Genomic DNA, 15,252 nt, shown 5'->3' with positions numbered 1-15,252 from the left:
CCGGCGGCGGCGTCCGGACCCGCGTTACGATCCATGCATCCACAGCCCCACGGCGAACCCGAAATTCTAGTCAAGCCCATGAAAGCAAGCCCCGGCGCCACCGCCCCCGCACGCCGCAGCACGGCGCCGCAGCGCGCGGGCATACAGTCGCTCGAAGTTGGTTTTGCCCTGCTGGAAGTGCTCTCCACCTCACCCGGCGCCCTGATGCTGCGCGACCTGGCGGCGGCGGCCGGCATGAGCGCGGCCAAGGCCCACCGCTACCTGGTGAGCTTCCAGCGGCTGGGGCTGGTGGTCCAGGACCCGGCCAGCACGCTGTACGACCTGGGCCCGGCGGCGCTCAAGCTGGGGCTGGCTTCCCTTTCCAGGCTGGACAGCGTGAAGCTGGCCCGGCAGCGCCTGCAGCCCCTGATGGCGCAGACCGGCCAGACCCTGGCCCTGGCCGTCTGGGGCAACCAGGGGCCCACGCTGGTGCACTGGGAAGAGTCGCCGCGGGCGGTGACGGTCAACCTGCGGCTGGGCGACGTGATGCCGCTGCTGTCCTCGGCCACCGGCCTGTGCTTTACCGCGTTTTCATCGCCGCGCCTGCTGCCCGCCGGCAGGCCGCAGGGCCGGCTGGCGCTGCTGGTCAAGGAGGAGCTGGCGCGCAACCAGAAGCTGGCGCGCCAGGACGTCCCCACCACCATGGCCGGCCTGGCCGAGGTGCTGGAGGAAGTGCGCCGCCGCGGCATGGCGCGCGCCGTCAATACCCTGCTGCCGGGCGTGGCCGGCTTTTGCGCGCCGGTCTTCGATGCCGACGGCCACCTGGCTCTGGGCATGGTGGCGCTGGGTTCGCTGGCCACCTTTGACGCCGCCTGGGACGGCGCGGTGGCCCGGCCCCTGGCGGCGGCGGCCCGGCAACTTTCCGGCGACCTGGGCTTCGAAGCGGCATGAGCACACTGGCCGCCCCTTCCCCCCACGCCGCGCCGCCCCGGCGCGCGCTGGCCTTGCTGGCCGTACTGGTGCTGATCGCGCATACCGTCGCGCTGATCTCGGTGCCAATGCGCTTCGGCCCCGAACGCCCCCCTGCGTCCGAAGCCACTCGAGCTTTCGTGACGCGCAGCATCCCGCCGCCGCCACGGCCGGCCGAGCCTCCGCCGGCCGCACTACCCGAGGCGGTACCTGTGCCCAAGCCCGCCAGGAAAAAACCCGAACAAGACCTCAGCAATACCGAGCCGGTCCAGGTGCCCAAACAGCGGCCGACCGACTACGCGCCTGATGTGCCTTCCCCCTCTGGCCTGCCCGCGGAAGCGACGGCCAAAACCGAAACTCCCGCCGCAAGCGCGCCTGAGGCGGTGGCCGGTCCCGGCGAGGCGCCGGTGGCAGCTGCGGCCGTGCCGGAAACCACCAAAATCGGCGTGGTCCGCCTGCCGGACTCCATCCGCCTGCAATACAAAGCCGTGGGCGCAAAAGACGGCAAAAGCTACTACGGCAACTCCGAACTGAGCTGGCAAAACAAGGGTACCGAATATGCGGCGGTCCTTGAAGTGCACGCATCATTTCCCGCATCCCTGTTTGTCAAGCCGCGTATCCTGACCAGCGAAGGCCAGCTCACGGAGACCGGCCTCGCGCCCCAACGATTCGCCGACAAATCACGAAGCGAACGGGCGGCGCATTTCCAGCGCGATAAGGGTAAGGTGACCTTCAGCGCAAACACGGCTGACGCGCCCTGGGTCGCCGGCGTTCAGGACCGCATGAGCTTTTTTTTGCAGCTGGCCGGCATGATGGCAGGCAATCCGGCGGAGTTCATGCCCGGCAGCAGTATTACGCTGTACACAGTGGGGCCGACCCAGGCCGATAACTGGACCTTCCTGGTGGAAGCCGAAGAAACCATCACCATCTCCATCGGCAACAACATACTGACGCGAAAGCTTTCCCGCGCGCCTCGCAGCGACTTCGATCAGAAAGTGGAAATCTGGTTTGCACCGTCGCTCGACTATCTGCCGGTCAAGAGCAGGATCACAGACCAAAACGGGGATTTTGTAGAGCAATCACTGGAAAACGTGATTCGACCTTGAGCAAAGATCCGAACGCGACTATGCAAGCTGCGTTGCGGCTACGCACGCTGGCACACGCTTTATGTGCGGTTTCACACGATGTCGCCCGTCTTTACCGAACACTTGCATGCCGGATGGTGCGAACTCTTGAACTTGGCCTCATCGTAGCTATCTGACGAGAAAGGACTTCACCATGCAAATGCTTTACGACTCCGACTCCTTTGCCGTGCTGCAGATTCACGCGAATGCACCGGAAGAATCCGCGCCCGTGCCCGCCGTTCCCCAGCTGGCCCGCCACGGCTTTGAAATCGTGGACAAACGCTCGGGCAAAGAGGTTTACCTGGACGGCTCCTGGGCCGAAATGTTCCAGCAACGTTTGAGCGCATGGGCTCAGAACACGCCCACGCAGGAAGAAATCGAAGATACGCTGGAAGGCTATAGCGGGCTGGCCAATACGCCCATGTCCATGCATTGAGCCCCCTCGGTTGCTCATTCTGCCGGTGGGATTTCGGCTTGCCCTGCTGAACGCTTCTCGTAGATCCACCGGTACATAGGCTCGGCCAGCAACAGCACCGCCGCCAGCCTGGTGACGTGAAAGGCCGTGACCACCGGCACCCCCAGCTGCAAGACCTTGGCCGTGATGGCCATTTCGGCGATTCCGCCGGGTGAGGTCCCCAGCAGCAGCGTCGCCCAGTGCAGGCTGGTGAACTGGGCCAGCGACCAGGCAAACCCCGCGCACAGCGCGATCATTCCCACCGTGGCCAGCGCCACCGAGCCCAGCCAGCGCGGCGCCATGTGCACAAAGCCGCTGGTGAAACGCACGCCCAGGCTGATGCCTATGACCAGTTGCGCGGCATTGGTCATCCACTGCGGCAAGGCTGAAAGTGTGAATCCAAAGGCCGTTAGTAGCAGCGACACCACCAGGGCGCCTATGAACCAGGGATTGGTGCGCTCCAGCTTGAGCATGACCCAGCAGCCTATGCCGGTCAGTACGGCCAGCAGACCCAGGCCGGGCCACTGCACCACGCGCGCGCCCGGCAGCGTGGCGTCCAGACCGTGCAGGCCCGCCCACTGAAAACCGAAGGGAATGACCAACGTGACCAGCAGCACGCGCAGGCTGTGCGCCGAGGCCACCAGGTCGGTCTGCGCGCCGTGGCGCTCGGCCATCAGCGTCATTTCCGATGCAGCGCCTATGGGCGCGGCAAAGTATGTCGTGATGCGCGTCAGGCCCTTGACCTGGAACGGCCCGGGCCCGTGGTGCACCCGGTAAAGCCAGGCACCGAAAGCCAGCCCCAGCGCCAATGCCCAGACGATGTTCAGCGCGATCGCCCACCACAGGCCGGCGAGCAGGGCGACCACCTGCGGCGTGAAGTACAGCCCCAGCGCGCAACCGATCACCCATTGCCCGGTGTTGCGCAGCGGTGTCCAGCTGGCCGTCGGGCCGCCCAGCATGGAAACCACGGCGGTCGCCAGCAGCGGGCCAATCATCCAGGGCAGGGGCGTGCGCAGCCAGACGCACAGGGATGCCGCTGCCCAGGCGATCACCAAGGTCAGGATGACGCGCATCGCAAAGGCACGGGCGGGCAGGGGAAGAAAGGGCATGGCATGGGCCGCGGCCAACAAAAAGCCGGCCGGAGGCAGTAGTATCCATTGATGCCTTATTTTGCCGCTCCTCGTCCTTTGACATGGCTGCTATGCGCCGCCGCGATGGCCCTGGCCGCCGGCTGCGCGGGCCGGCCCGAGGCGCCCATCGTGCAGGCGCCCGGCGGTGACAGCACCCAGACATCGGCCCGGCTGGAGGCCGTGCTTCCGGCGGAGATTCTCATCCTCGGCGAGCAACACGACGCGGCCGAACACCAGCAGATCCAGCAGCAGGTCGTCGCCCTGCTCGCGGCGCGCGGCACGCTGGCCGCGCTGGCGCTGGAAATGGCCGACACCGGCGCCAGCACCTCGGCGCTCAGGCCCAGCGCCACCGAGCAGCAGGTGCGCAACGCTCTGGCCTGGAACGACAAGGGCTGGCCCTGGGCCGCCTATGGCCCCGCCGTGATGACGGCCGTGCGCGCCGGCGTCCCTGTGCTGGGCGCCAACCTGCCGCGCGCGCTGATGCCCGCCCGCATGGCCGACAGCCGGCTCGACCTGCAGCTGCCGGGCCCGGCCCTGAAGGCGCAGCAGCAATTGATGCGCAGCGGCCATTGCGACCTGCTGCCCGAGAGCCAGGTCACGCCCATGGCGCGCCTGCAAATCGCCAAGGACATCACCATGGCCAACACCCTGGCCCAGGCCGCCTTGCCGGGAAAAACCGTGGTGCTGCTGGCCGGCAGCGGCCATGCGGACCGCCAGCTGGGCGTGCCGCAACATCTGCCCGCCGATGTGAAAGCCAAAGCTGTTCGCCTGCGCGCCGGCGGCGCCGCGGCCAGCGACAAGGCCGAGGCCTTCGATGCCGTGTGGGAAACGCCCGCGCTGCCCGAAAAAGACTACTGCGCGGAACTAATGCCCAAGCCCTGAGCGCCGGCTTCTGACGCGCTGACGCTTCAGGCGTGTTTGCGGATCGCGTCAGCCACCACGTTGACGATGCGGTCTATGTGCTCTTTTTCGACGATATAGGGCGGGCAGACCACGATGTTGTCGGCCGCCGGCCGCACCAGCACGCCGTGGTGGAAGCACTCCATGAAAACGTCGTAGGCGCGCTTGCCGGGCGCGCCAGCCACGGGCGCCAACTCCACCGCACCGGCCAGGCCCAGGGCGCGGATGCCGATCACGTTGGGCAGGCCCTTGAGGCCGCTGTGCATGGCATCGCCCAGCACCTTGCCCATCTGGCCGGCACGCTCGTAGAGCTTTTCTTCCTTGAACAGGTTCAGCGTCGCGATCGCCGCCGCGCAGGCCACCGGGTGGCCCGAATAGGTGTAGCCGTGGAAAAACTCGATGGCATGCTCGGGCGCGCCGCTGTTGGCATTCATCATGCCGTCATAGATGCGGTCCGAGCAGATCACGCCGCCCAGCGGGATCACGCCGTTGGTCACGCACTTGGCGAAGTTCAGCATGTCGGGCACCACGCCGTAGTAGTCGGCGCCGAAGCCCGTGCCCAGGCGGCCGAAGCCGGTGATGACCTCATCGAAGATCAGCAGGATGCCGTGCTTGTCGCAGATCTCGCGCAAGCGCTTGAGGTAGCCCTTGGGCGGCAAATACCAGCCGGCGCTGCCCGCCACCGGCTCGACGATGACGGCGGCCACATTGCTGGGGTCATGCAGCGGCAGGATGCGGTTTTCCAGTTCCAGCAGCAGGTCCTCCTGCCACACCGGCTCCGTGCCGTTGATGTAGGCATGGTTGACCGGGTCGTGGATAAAGCGCATGTGGTCCACGCGCGGCAACAGCGCTGCGCCGTAGACCTTGCGGTTGGCCGGAATGCCGCCCACGCTCATGCCGCCGAAGCCGACGCCGTGGTAACCCTTCTCACGGCCTATGAAGATGTTGCGGTGGCCTTCGCCGCGCGCGCGGTGGTAGGCCAGCGCGACCTTGAGCGAGGTGTCGGCCGCTTCCGAGCCCGAATTGCAGAACAGCACCTTGTTGAGGTCGCCGGGCGCCATGCCCGCGATGACTTCGGCGGCCTTGAAGGCCTGGTCGTTGCTGGCCTGAAAGGCGGTCGCGTAGTCCAGCGTATCGAGCTGCTTCTTGATGGCGTCGTTGATGGGCTTGCGGTTGTGGCCGGCGCCCACGCACCACAGGCTGGAAATACCGTCTATGACCTGCCGGCCGTCGTGCGTGGTGAAGTGCATGCCGTCGGCGGCCACGAACACGCGCGGGTCCTTTTTGAAGCTGCGGTTGGGCGTGAAGGGGAGCCAGTGGTGCTCCATGTTGAAATCCTGATAGGCCATGGCGTATTTCCTGCATCTGAAAAGGGAGTTCTTGCATTCTGGCACTGTTGACACCCCGTCACAGCGGCCATTGCGGCCCACCGGGGCGGGCGCCGGCCTCACCTGCGACAATTCATCCCCTATGAATCACGCTTATATCCTCACCCTGTCCTGCCCGGACCGTATGGGCATTGTTCATGCCGTGTCCGGCTTTCTGCTGGACAACGGCGGCAACATCGAAGAAGCCGCGCAGTACAACGACCACGACACGGGCCTGTTTTTCATGCGGGTGCAGTTTGCTTGCGACAAGCTGAGCCATGAGGAACTCTCCAGCCAGCTCAAGGCTTTTGCCCAGCCCTTCGGCATGAACTGGAAGCTGCACGCCACCACCCAGCCCATGCGCACCGTCATCATGGTCAGCAAGGAAGGCCACTGCCTCAACGACCTGCTGTTTCGCTGCAAGTCGGGCCTGCTGCCGGTCGACGTGCGCGCCATCATCTCCAACCACCGCGAGTTCTACCAGCTGGCGGCCAGCTACAACATCCCCTTTCACCACATCCCGGTCGCGGCGGCCACCAAGGCCCAGGCCGAGGCGAAGCAACTGGAGATCATCGAATCCGAAGGCGCTGAGCTCGTGGTGCTGGCGCGCTACATGCAGGTGCTCTCCAACGAGCTGTGCCAGAAGCTCTCGGGCCGCGCCATCAACATCCATCACTCCTTCCTGCCCAGCTTCAAAGGCGCCAAGCCTTACTACCAGGCGCATGACCGCGGCGTGAAGCTGATAGGCGCCACCGCCCACTATGTGACGGCCGACCTCGACGAAGGCCCCATCATCGAGCAGGACGTGGCGCGCGCCGACCACAGCAAGACCGTGGAAGACCTGACCGCCATGGGCCGCGACACCGAAAGCCAGGTGCTGGCGCGCGCCGTCAAATGGCACAGCGAGCACCGCGTGCTGCTCAACGGCCACAAGACCGTGATTTTTAAATAAGCACCATGGCCACGCCGGCGCGTATTCCTCCGATCCAGTGTCTTCTGACCTTCGAGGCGCTGGCGCGGCTGCGCAGCGTGACGCAGGCAGCCGAAGAACTGTGCGTCACGCCCAGCGCGGTCAGCCACCGCGTCAAGCAGCTCGAGCAGATCATTGGCACCAAGCTGTTCGGGCGCGCGGATTTCTCGCTGACGACCGAGGGCAGCGAATACCTGGCCCATGTGCGCGAAGGCCTGGCCACCCTGCAGAAATTCCCGGGTGCGGCCGGCCAAAGCAGCACGCCCGGCAAGCGCAAGCTGCGCCTGGCGGTCACGCCGACCTTTGCACGCTCCATCCTGATTCCACGCCTGCGCCAGTTCACCGATGCCTATCCCGAGATCGACCTCACGCTGCAAGTGTCCATTCCATTGCTCGACGTGGTGGCCGAGGATGCCGACCTCATCGTGCGCTTCGGCACCGGCCGCTATGCGGACCTCGAGCACGTCTGCCTGAGCAGGGACGAAGTCGCGCCACTGGCCTCGCCCGCTTTTGTGCGCGAGCACGGTCCTTTTGAGGCGGCCGAAGACCTGGAAGGCGAAAGCCTGCTGCGTTCGCCGCTGGAGCCCTGGCGCACCTGGTTTGCCGCCCACAAACTCGACTGGCCCGAGCCCGCCGACGGCTCCCAGTTCAACGACATAGGCCTGATGTGCGACGCTGCCGCGGCCGGTATGGGTATCGCGCTGATACGCCTCAAGCTGGGCGCGCCCTGGCTGGAAAACGGCTCGCTGGTGCGGCTGGGCAGCAACGCCGTCTTCGCCGGCAATGTCCCCAGCCCGCATGCGCACTACCTGTGCTGGCGCACCGGCACCATGGACCGCTGGGAATGCGCGGCGTTTGCCGACTGGCTGCGCAAAAGCCTGGGCTAGTACTGCAACCCGGAAGTAGCGAACGCAATGAAAGTGATGGATTCGCGCCCAGGGCACGGCGCAAGCCGCAGCGAAGGCTGGACGCCTTCACAAGGATTGCAACGTGGCCACGGGTGCGAAGACGTGCTTTCATGTTTCGATACTTCCGGGTTGCAGTACTAGGGCCCCAAAAGCGTATAAATGAGAACACCTCTACCCGGCGTGCAAACCCTTTTTGACTTGTAGCGCATTTTGCGTACGCCGATAGCGTTAACGGACCCCATGCGTCCGACAAGTGGTTTTGCGCCCATACCGGCTCACGCCTATGATGGGCTGGCCGTGGCACCGTACGAGGACCCGGCCAGCGGCGCATGGTCAAAAAATCAACTTGTTCAACGAGGGGAATTCTCATGAGAAAAAATCAATTAGCCGCCGGTCTGGCCGGCATCCTGCTCTCCATGCTCGCCATTTCACCCCTGGCTCACGCCGAGGGCAAAGCGGCCGGCAAATCCGTCAAACCCGGCACCTTCTGCACCATCCAGGATGCCAAGGCCTGCCAGGACGCTGTGACGCCCGCGCAAATCCTGTCGCGCTTCAAGGCCGGCAATGCGCGCTTCGTCTCCGGCAAGCCGCGCCACCAGAACTACCTCAAGGAAATGAAGGCGACGGCCGACGGCCAGTTCCCGCTGGCCAGCGTGGTGTCCTGCATCGACTCGCGCGCGCCGGCCGAAATCGTGTTCGACCAGGGCATAGGCGACCTCTTCAATGCGCGCGTGGCGGGCAACATCGTCAACGAAGACATCCTGGGCAGCCTGGAATTCGCGCACAAGGTCGTGGGTGCCAAGCTGCTGGTGGTCATGGGCCACACCAGCTGCGGCGCCATCAAGGGCGCGTGCGACGACGCCCAGCTCGGCAACCTGACCGGCCTTATCGGCAAGATCAAGCCGGCCGCAGACCTGATCTCCGCCGACATCAAGGACCGCACCTCCAAAAACTATGCCTTTGTCGAGATGGTGGCCGAGAGCAATGTGCGTCTCACGGTGGAGACCATCCGCGAGAAGAGCCCCATCCTGCGCGAGATGGAGCAAAAGGGCGAGATCATGATCGTGGGCGCCATGTACGACGTGAAGACCGGCAAGGTCAAGTTCTACGACACTCCCGGCGCCAGCAAGGCCCCAGGCACCAAATCCTGAGATCGGTGCCTAGCCAGCGGCATTTCACATTCCGCTTTAAATTTCTTCAACCCGGCGGGGACCGCTTGCCCTACAGTCTGATTTCACCCCTGGAGCCAGACGATGAACGCCCCCGCCTTACCCGAACAACACAGCCTGCTTGAGCGGTCAGAGCGGCAATCGCAGGTGGTGCGCGCGCTGCAGGCGGTGCTGCCGGCCCACGCGCTGCTCTGGAACAACGAGGACACCACACCCTACGAATGCGACGGCCTGACCGCCTACCGCCAGCGGCCGCTGGTGGTGGCCCTGCCTGAGACCTACGCGCAGGTGCAAGCCGTGCTCAAGGCCTGCCACGCGCTGGACGTGCCGGTGGTCGCGCGCGGCGCCGGCACCGGGCTTTCCGGCGGCGCCATGCCGCACAAGTTGGGTGTCACGCTGTCGCTGGCCAAATTCAACAAGATCCTGAAGCTCGACGCCGCCAGCCGTACTGCCGTGGTGCAGGGCGGTGTGCGCAACCTTGCGATCTCCGAGGCGGCCGCGCCGCTGGGCCTGTATTACGCGCCAGACCCTTCAAGCCAGATCGCCTGCACCATAGGCGGCAACGTCGCCGAAAACTCGGGCGGCGTGCACTGCCTCAAGTACGGCCTGACGGTGCACAACGTGCTCAAGGTCAAAGGCTTCACGATTGAAGGCGAGGAGGTCGAGTTCGGCGGCGACGCGCTCGACGCCCCCGGCTACGATTTGCTGAGCATCATCATCGGCAGCGAAGGCATGCTGGCCGTGACCACCGAAGTCACCGTGAAGCTGGTGCCCAAACCCCGGCTGGCGCGCTGCATCATGGCCAGCTTTGACGACCTGCGCAAGGCCGGCGATGCGGTGGCCGCCGTGATTGCCGCCGGCATCATTCCCGCCGGCCTGGAAATGATGGACAAACCCATGACGGCCGCCGTGGAGGATTTTGTGCACGCCGGTTATGACCTCAGCGCCGAAGCGATTTTGCTGTGTGAAAGCGACGGAACGCCGGAGGAGGTCGAGGAAGAGATTGGTCGCATGAGCGAGGTGCTGTGCCGCTGCGGCGCCACCGCCATCGCCGTGAGCCGCGACGAGGCCGAACGCCTGCGCTTCTGGAGCGGCCGCAAGAACGCCTTCCCGGCCTCCGGCCGCATCAGCCCCGACTACATGTGCATGGACTCCACGATCCCGCGCAAGCGCCTGGCCGACATCCTGCTCGCGATCGCGGAGATGGAGAAAAAATACCGGCTGCGCTGCGCCAATGTGTTCCATGCGGGCGACGGCAACCTGCATCCGCTGATTTTGTTTGACGCCAACGACCCCGACCAGCTGCACCGCTGCGAACTCTTCGGCGCCGACATCCTGGAAACCAGCGTCGCCATGGGCGGCACGGTGACAGGCGAGCACGGCGTGGGCGTGGAAAAACTCAACTCCATGTGCGTGCAGTTTTCCGCCGAAGAGAATGAGCAGATGTTCGGCATCAAGCGCGCCTTCGACACCAAGGGCCTGCTCAACCCAGGCAAGGTGATCCCCACGCTGAACCGCTGCGCCGAATACGGAAAAATGCTGGTGCGGGCCGGGCAGATCAAGCATCCTGACTTGCCGCGGTTCTAAACAAGGGCCGGGGCACGGCCGGATCGGGATCACGTAGACTGCGCGAAAAACCCCGGGGCAAGGTCATGCACACAACACGGTCCAGCGGCGCCAGCACTTCTTTCACCACACCTGGACGGCTTCTTTACGGCCTCGCAGGCATCTTGCTCGCGTGGCTTCCGCAATCGGGGCTTTGCCAACAAGGTTCTTCATTGCCCAACCTCGAGCCTTTCGACAAGGCCGTGCTGGAGGTCATGAGGAAACACGACATTCCCGGCGCCAGCCTGGCCGTGGCCAAGGACGGCAGGCTGCTGCTCGCCAAAGGCTACGGTTATGCCGACAAGGACAAACAGGAGGCCATGACGCCGCAAACCCTCACCCGCATGGGCAGCATCAACAAGACCTTGACGGCCGTCATGGTGCTCAAGCTCGCGGAGGACGGAAAACTGAAACTGGACGACCCGGTGCTGCCCCTGTTCGAGAAAGCCGGTATAGCCCCCGCTTCGCCCGCCGACCCGCGCGCAAAGGACATCCGCATCCGCCACCTGCTGCAGCATTCGGGCGGCTTTGACCGCGAGCGCTCGGGTGACCCGTTCTTCCAGCCGCGGCTGGGGGAGATTGCTCGCCGGCAAGGCGTATCGCCCGTCAGCTGCGACGCCATCATCCGCGATTCGCTGCAGGAGAAACTGGACTTCACGCCCGGCGAGCGCTTTGCCTATTCGAACACCGGCTACTGCATGCTGGGGAGGGTGGTGGAGATCGTCAGCGGCGAGTCCTACCGGGCTTTCAGCAGCCGGGAGTTTCTGCAGCCCGTCATCGGCAAAGGCTTCCAGGCCGCCAGCAGCACCGAAAGCCGGCCCGGCGAGACCAAGTACTACCCATTTCCCGGCGAGCCACTGCAGCGCGGCGCACCCGGCGTCTCGAACGCGAACGTGCCCAGCCCCTACGGCTCCTATTCGGTCGAAAACATGGATGCACTGGGCGCATGGCTTGCGACGCCGACGGAGGTCCTGAAATTTTTCCTGGCGATAGACGGCGCCCGCGGAAAGCGCCTGCTCAATGAGGAATCGCTGCGGGCCATGCGCAGCGAGCCCGTGCTCGCCAAAGAAGGCAACCCGCGCGCCTTCTACGGGGCGGGCATCCATGTGGTCAGAAGCGACAAGGGCGACAACTGGTGGCACACGGGCAGCCAGCCGGGCCTGCAAACCCTGGCGCTGAGGACACGGCAAGGTTATGCCTGGGTGGTGGCCTTCAATTCCAGGCCCGAGCATGCCGAGCGCCGCGCCTTCTTCAAGGACATAGACCAGGCGCTGTGGGGCGCGGCCAATGCGGTCAAGGAATGGCCGCAAGGAGACCTGTTTGCCAACACCCCGTAAAGGTTTGACGCGATGACAGCGCTGCGCGGATTGGCCTGGTTACTGGTTTTTCAATCCATGGGGGAACTGTTGTCGCGCGGCTTTTCCCTGCCGTTTCCAGGGCCGGTGATCGGCATGGTTTTGCTGCTGATGGGCCTGCGTTCAGAGCTGGTGCGAGGCCCTGTGTCAGTGTGCGCAGACTTTCTGCTCTCGCACCTTTCGTTACTCTTTGTGCCTGTCGGCGTGGGGGTCATGACCCATCTTTCGCTGGTCAGCCAGTACGGCGCGCGCATTTTGTTGGCCGTGGTGGTGTCCACATTGGCCGGTTTGCTGGTCACCGTACTGACCCTGCATTTGCTGCGGGACCGCAGTGACGCGGCTTCGGAGGAGCCGCCAAATGCCTAAATTCGTCGAACTCTGGGTCTACCTGTCGGCCACACCGCTGTTCGGCCTGACGGCCACTTTGGTGGTCTATGTGCTGGCGCAAGCGGTTTATGCGCGCCTGGGCCAACCACCCTGGGCCAACCCGGTACTGTGGACGGTGGTGAGCCTGGCTGGCACGCTGCTGGCCACCGGCGTGCCCTACCCCACCTACTTCGCAGGTGCGCAGTTCATCCATTTCCTGCTGGGGCCCGCGGTAGTGGCGCTGGCCTGGCCGCTGTGGCTGCGCCGCGAGGAGTTGCGGCGGCGCTGGGGCCGGCTCTTGCTGGCGGCGCTGGCCGGCGGCATCGCGGCCAGCGGCTCCGCATTGCTGATGGGCTGGGCGCTGGGCCTGCCGTCGGAAGTGACCTTGTCACTCGCGCCCAAGTCAGTCACCGCTCCGGTGGCCATGGGCATTGCCGAAAAGATAGGCGGCATCCCGGCGCTGGCGGCCGTGTTTGCCGTGATCACTGGGCTGGTTGGCGCGCTCTGCGGCAAATACCTGTTTGATGCGCTGCGTATCCCGCGTGATAGATCGGGCTGGGCCGCGCGCGGTTTCGCGCTGGGCACGACCTCACACGGCCTGGGGGCGGCGCGCGCGCTGCAGGTCAACGCCGACGCGGGCGCCTATGCCGGCCTGGCGCTGGGCCTGCAGGTGGTGCTAGCCTCGGCGCTGATACCGCTGGCCTTCCGCTGGCTATAAGCGAAGGTCGAACGCGAAAACGCCGCATCACCTTCCGCCGCGAACGGCACGAAGATGATGTGGCTTTTCGATAGCGCGGTTGAACCGGGCCTTGTCCTTGGTTTAAATGTCTCCTACACCGCCTGCAAACCCGGCTTTACCACGCTGGCGGGTTTTGCCGCAGCCAGTGCGCCGAACAAAATCTCGCCCGAAAGCTGGCCGCCTTCTTCAATCACCAGCTTGCCGTAGCGGATGATGCCCGTGACCTTGCCGGTCGAGTAAATCACCAGCTTCTGGCGCACCGTGAGGTTGCCGTTGAACTCGCCGCGGATTTCCGCCACGTCGATTTCCGCCGAGCCCTTGAAGGCGCCCTGCTCGGAGATCTGGATCACGCGCGAATCCATGGTGGCCTCCACCAGGCCTTCGACGACGAGGGTGTCGCAGTCGGTGATCTCCACGCCCTTGAGCTTGATGTTGGGCCCCACCGTCAGCTTGCTGCCGCCTTCCTTGGCGGCGGTGGTGGACGGCGCGACTTCGTTCACAGCTTTGGCGGCATTGTTCTGCTGGCCGGACAGCGGGGCCGAATGCAGCGTGCTGGCCGAGCCGGTGTTGCTGTAGCCGTTTCCGGGGCTGTTGCGCAGGCCCGTCGGTGTCTCGTTTTCTCGCTTGCCGAAGAACGGTGTTGCCATGTGAGTTCCTTCAAAAAAGAAGGCATGGTACGTCTGCGAAAAATTAAAAGCTTGAGCAGCATGCAAGAGAGGTAACGAAATTAATTCTTACATTCCCCCTCAGATGTCCTGGGAACGGCCCGCGCGTGTAGCATCCAGGAATCTGCGCGGCAGACTCCTTGCGCCCCATGACCACCAACAGCGAACCTCACGGCTTCACGCTTTTCGCCACCGCCATAGGGCAGTGCGCGCTGGTGTGGAACGAACACGGCATCGCCGCCGTGCGCCTGCCCGAGCAGACCGAAGGCCGCATGCTGTCGCGCCTGCACAGGCAGTTTCCTTTGCTGGAGACCGCTACGCCGCCGCCCGCCATGCAGCAAGCCATAGACGCCATGGTGGCACTGTTCGAAGGCAAGGCCCGCGACCTGCGGTTTTGCGTGCTGGACCTGCGCCGCGAGACGCCCTTCCACCGGCGCGTCTATGCGGCCGCGCAGGACATCCCGCCAGGCAAGACCAAGACCTACGGCGAGATCGCCACCCTGCTGGGCGAGCCCGGCGCGTCACGCGCCGTGGGCCAGGCGCTGGGCCACAACCCTTTTCCGATCATCGTGCCCTGCCACCGCGTGCTGGCTTCAGGTGCGCGCTCGGGCGGCTTTTCGGCGCCCGGCGGCGTGTCGACCAAGCTGCGCATGCTGCTGATCGAAGGCGCCGAAATAGGCGGCGCGCCCGGCCTGTTTGACCGTGAGCCGCCGCCTTCCGCGCACTGAATTTTTTAGCCTCACACAAAACATCCACACCCATGCCCTCCACACCCAACTCCGCATCGCCATCCATACGCCTGTACTCGGCCCGCCTCAGCATGTTCGGCGCCAAGGTGCAGATCGCCGCCATTGAAAAAGGCATAAGCCTGGACGTCGTCATGGTGCCTTTCTCGCAGGCACAGGGCTATTCGCCCAAAGACCCCGAGGTGGTGCGCATCAATCCCAAAAATCAGGTGCCGGTGCTGGTGCACGGCGACGTGGAGATCTTCGACTCGACGCAGATCCTGGAATACCTCGAAGACCTCAAGCCCGAGCCGGCGCTGTGGCTCGCTGGCATCAACAAGCGTGCCCGGGCGCGCCAGTTGGAGCATCGCTCGGACGAGGTCTACTTTCCGCACGTCATCAAATTGATGAGCCTGCAGGACAGGCTGGACGACCCGATGGCCGTCGCGGCGCTGCAGGGCGCGCGGGACTTTTACCGCTACCTCGAGCCGCTGCTGGGTGCGCAGGACTACATGCTCGGGGATTTTTCCAATGCCGACATCGCGCTCTACATGGCCATGCTGTTCGGCGAGCGCATGAGCGCCCCTCTCACGGCCGAGACGCCGCGGCTGCTGGCTTGGCGCGACAGAATGAGCGCGCGCGCCTCGGTGCGGCAGGTGGTGCGGCCCATGGCCGAATACCTGCTGATCGACGGGCATGGCCGACCTTTGCCTGCCTTCCTGGCGAAAATGCTGCACGGCGACTGAGTTTCAGGCCTGCCATCAGCATGGCTGCTGCAAATGAGCCATGCAAAAAGCGCCGCTTTGGCGCAAACTGGCGGCCCGGCC

16 protein-coding genes are annotated in these 15,252 nt (G+C 64.9%); 13 read left to right on the top strand and 3 right to left on the bottom strand.

Translation table 11 applies throughout. From position 1 onward, the window contains the following. The first annotated feature begins 78 nt into the window (after positions 1 to 78). The 3 genes from ACEN8I_RS04915 to ACEN8I_RS04905 all read left to right on the top strand — a co-directional run bounded on the left by ACEN8I_RS04915 (position 79) and on the right by ACEN8I_RS04905 (position 2,508). Positions 79 to 930, top strand: a complete 852-nt coding sequence (locus tag ACEN8I_RS04915; protein ID WP_413326887.1) for an IclR family transcriptional regulator — start codon at positions 79 to 81, stop codon at positions 928 to 930. A gap of 53 nt (positions 931 to 983) precedes the next feature. Then, on the top strand, positions 984 to 2,054 hold the full coding sequence (locus ACEN8I_RS04910; RefSeq protein ID WP_413326885.1) for a DUF3108 domain-containing protein: 1,071 nt from the start codon (positions 984 to 986) through the stop codon (positions 2,052 to 2,054). Between the two features lie 172 nt (positions 2,055 to 2,226). Next, positions 2,227 to 2,508, top strand: a complete 282-nt coding sequence (locus ACEN8I_RS04905; RefSeq protein WP_413326883.1) for a DUF3567 domain-containing protein — start codon at positions 2,227 to 2,229, stop codon at positions 2,506 to 2,508. A gap of 14 nt (positions 2,509 to 2,522) precedes the next feature. On the opposite strand, the gene ACEN8I_RS04900 is transcribed toward ACEN8I_RS04905, so the two are convergent. Next, positions 2,523 to 3,635: an AbrB family transcriptional regulator gene (locus ACEN8I_RS04900; RefSeq protein WP_413326881.1), complete on the bottom strand. Its 1,113-nt coding sequence runs from the start codon at positions 3,633 to 3,635 to the stop codon at positions 2,523 to 2,525. A gap of 51 nt (positions 3,636 to 3,686) precedes the next feature. Here ACEN8I_RS04900 and ACEN8I_RS04895 point away from each other — a divergent pair, with 51 nt between their 5' ends. Next, a complete protein-coding gene (locus ACEN8I_RS04895; RefSeq protein ID WP_413326879.1) occupies positions 3,687 to 4,538 on the top strand; it encodes a ChaN family lipoprotein in 852 nt (283 codons plus the stop codon). A gap of 26 nt (positions 4,539 to 4,564) precedes the next feature. Here ACEN8I_RS04895 and ACEN8I_RS04890 read toward each other — a convergent pair whose 3' ends face one another. Beyond that, entirely contained in the window at positions 4,565 to 5,905 is a 1,341-nt protein-coding gene (locus tag ACEN8I_RS04890; protein WP_413326876.1) for an aminotransferase class III-fold pyridoxal phosphate-dependent enzyme, read from the bottom strand. Positions 5,906 to 6,026: 121 nt separating this feature from the next. Between ACEN8I_RS04890 and purU the strand changes: the two genes are divergently transcribed. The 7 genes from purU (at position 6,027) to ACEN8I_RS04855 (ending at position 13,014) form a co-directional block, all read left to right on the top strand. After that, positions 6,027 to 6,875 (top strand): formyltetrahydrofolate deformylase, encoded by an 849-nt coding sequence (gene purU / locus ACEN8I_RS04885; protein ID WP_413326874.1) that lies wholly within the window; start codon positions 6,027 to 6,029, stop codon positions 6,873 to 6,875. Positions 6,876 to 6,880: 5 nt separating this feature from the next. Beyond that, entirely contained in the window at positions 6,881 to 7,780 is a 900-nt protein-coding gene (locus tag ACEN8I_RS04880; protein ID WP_413326872.1) for a LysR substrate-binding domain-containing protein, read from the top strand. 389 nt (positions 7,781 to 8,169) lie between these two features. Next, complete coding sequence (locus ACEN8I_RS04875) at positions 8,170 to 8,952, top strand: carbonic anhydrase family protein (RefSeq protein ID WP_413326870.1); 783 nt, start codon at positions 8,170 to 8,172, stop codon at positions 8,950 to 8,952. A gap of 102 nt (positions 8,953 to 9,054) precedes the next feature. Then, positions 9,055 to 10,557 (top strand): FAD-linked oxidase C-terminal domain-containing protein, encoded by a 1,503-nt coding sequence (locus ACEN8I_RS04870; RefSeq protein ID WP_413326868.1) that lies wholly within the window; start codon positions 9,055 to 9,057, stop codon positions 10,555 to 10,557. A gap of 191 nt (positions 10,558 to 10,748) precedes the next feature. Further along, complete coding sequence (locus ACEN8I_RS04865; protein WP_413326866.1) at positions 10,749 to 11,912, top strand: serine hydrolase domain-containing protein; 1,164 nt, start codon at positions 10,749 to 10,751, stop codon at positions 11,910 to 11,912. Positions 11,913 to 11,924: 12 nt separating this feature from the next. Beyond that, complete coding sequence (locus ACEN8I_RS04860) at positions 11,925 to 12,296, top strand: CidA/LrgA family protein (protein ID WP_413326863.1); 372 nt, start codon at positions 11,925 to 11,927, stop codon at positions 12,294 to 12,296. Beyond that, a complete protein-coding gene (locus ACEN8I_RS04855; protein WP_413326860.1) occupies positions 12,289 to 13,014 on the top strand; it encodes an LrgB family protein in 726 nt (241 codons plus the stop codon). The genes ACEN8I_RS04860 and ACEN8I_RS04855 overlap by 8 nt, the downstream gene beginning before the upstream one ends. Positions 13,015 to 13,127: 113 nt before the next feature. Here ACEN8I_RS04855 and ACEN8I_RS04850 read toward each other — a convergent pair whose 3' ends face one another. Continuing rightward, entirely contained in the window at positions 13,128 to 13,682 is a 555-nt protein-coding gene (locus ACEN8I_RS04850) for a bactofilin family protein (protein ID WP_413326858.1), read from the bottom strand. Between the two features lie 167 nt (positions 13,683 to 13,849). On the opposite strand from ACEN8I_RS04850, the gene ACEN8I_RS04845 reads away from it, so the two are divergent. Both ACEN8I_RS04845 and ACEN8I_RS04840 read left to right on the top strand, forming a co-directional pair. After that, complete coding sequence (locus ACEN8I_RS04845; protein ID WP_413326856.1) at positions 13,850 to 14,428, top strand: methylated-DNA--[protein]-cysteine S-methyltransferase; 579 nt, start codon at positions 13,850 to 13,852, stop codon at positions 14,426 to 14,428. A gap of 32 nt (positions 14,429 to 14,460) precedes the next feature. Further along, a complete protein-coding gene (locus ACEN8I_RS04840) occupies positions 14,461 to 15,171 on the top strand; it encodes a glutathione S-transferase family protein (RefSeq protein ID WP_413326854.1) in 711 nt (236 codons plus the stop codon). Positions 15,172 to 15,252: the final 81 nt, after the last annotated feature.

The sequence above is a fragment of the Polaromonas sp. CT11-55 genome (genome assembly GCF_047303325.1).
In the GTDB taxonomy this organism is placed as follows: Bacteria; Pseudomonadota; Gammaproteobacteria; order Burkholderiales; family Burkholderiaceae_C; genus Polaromonas.
Note: the sequence above shows the minus strand (reverse complement) of the source record. Positions and strands in the feature narration are given on the sequence as shown.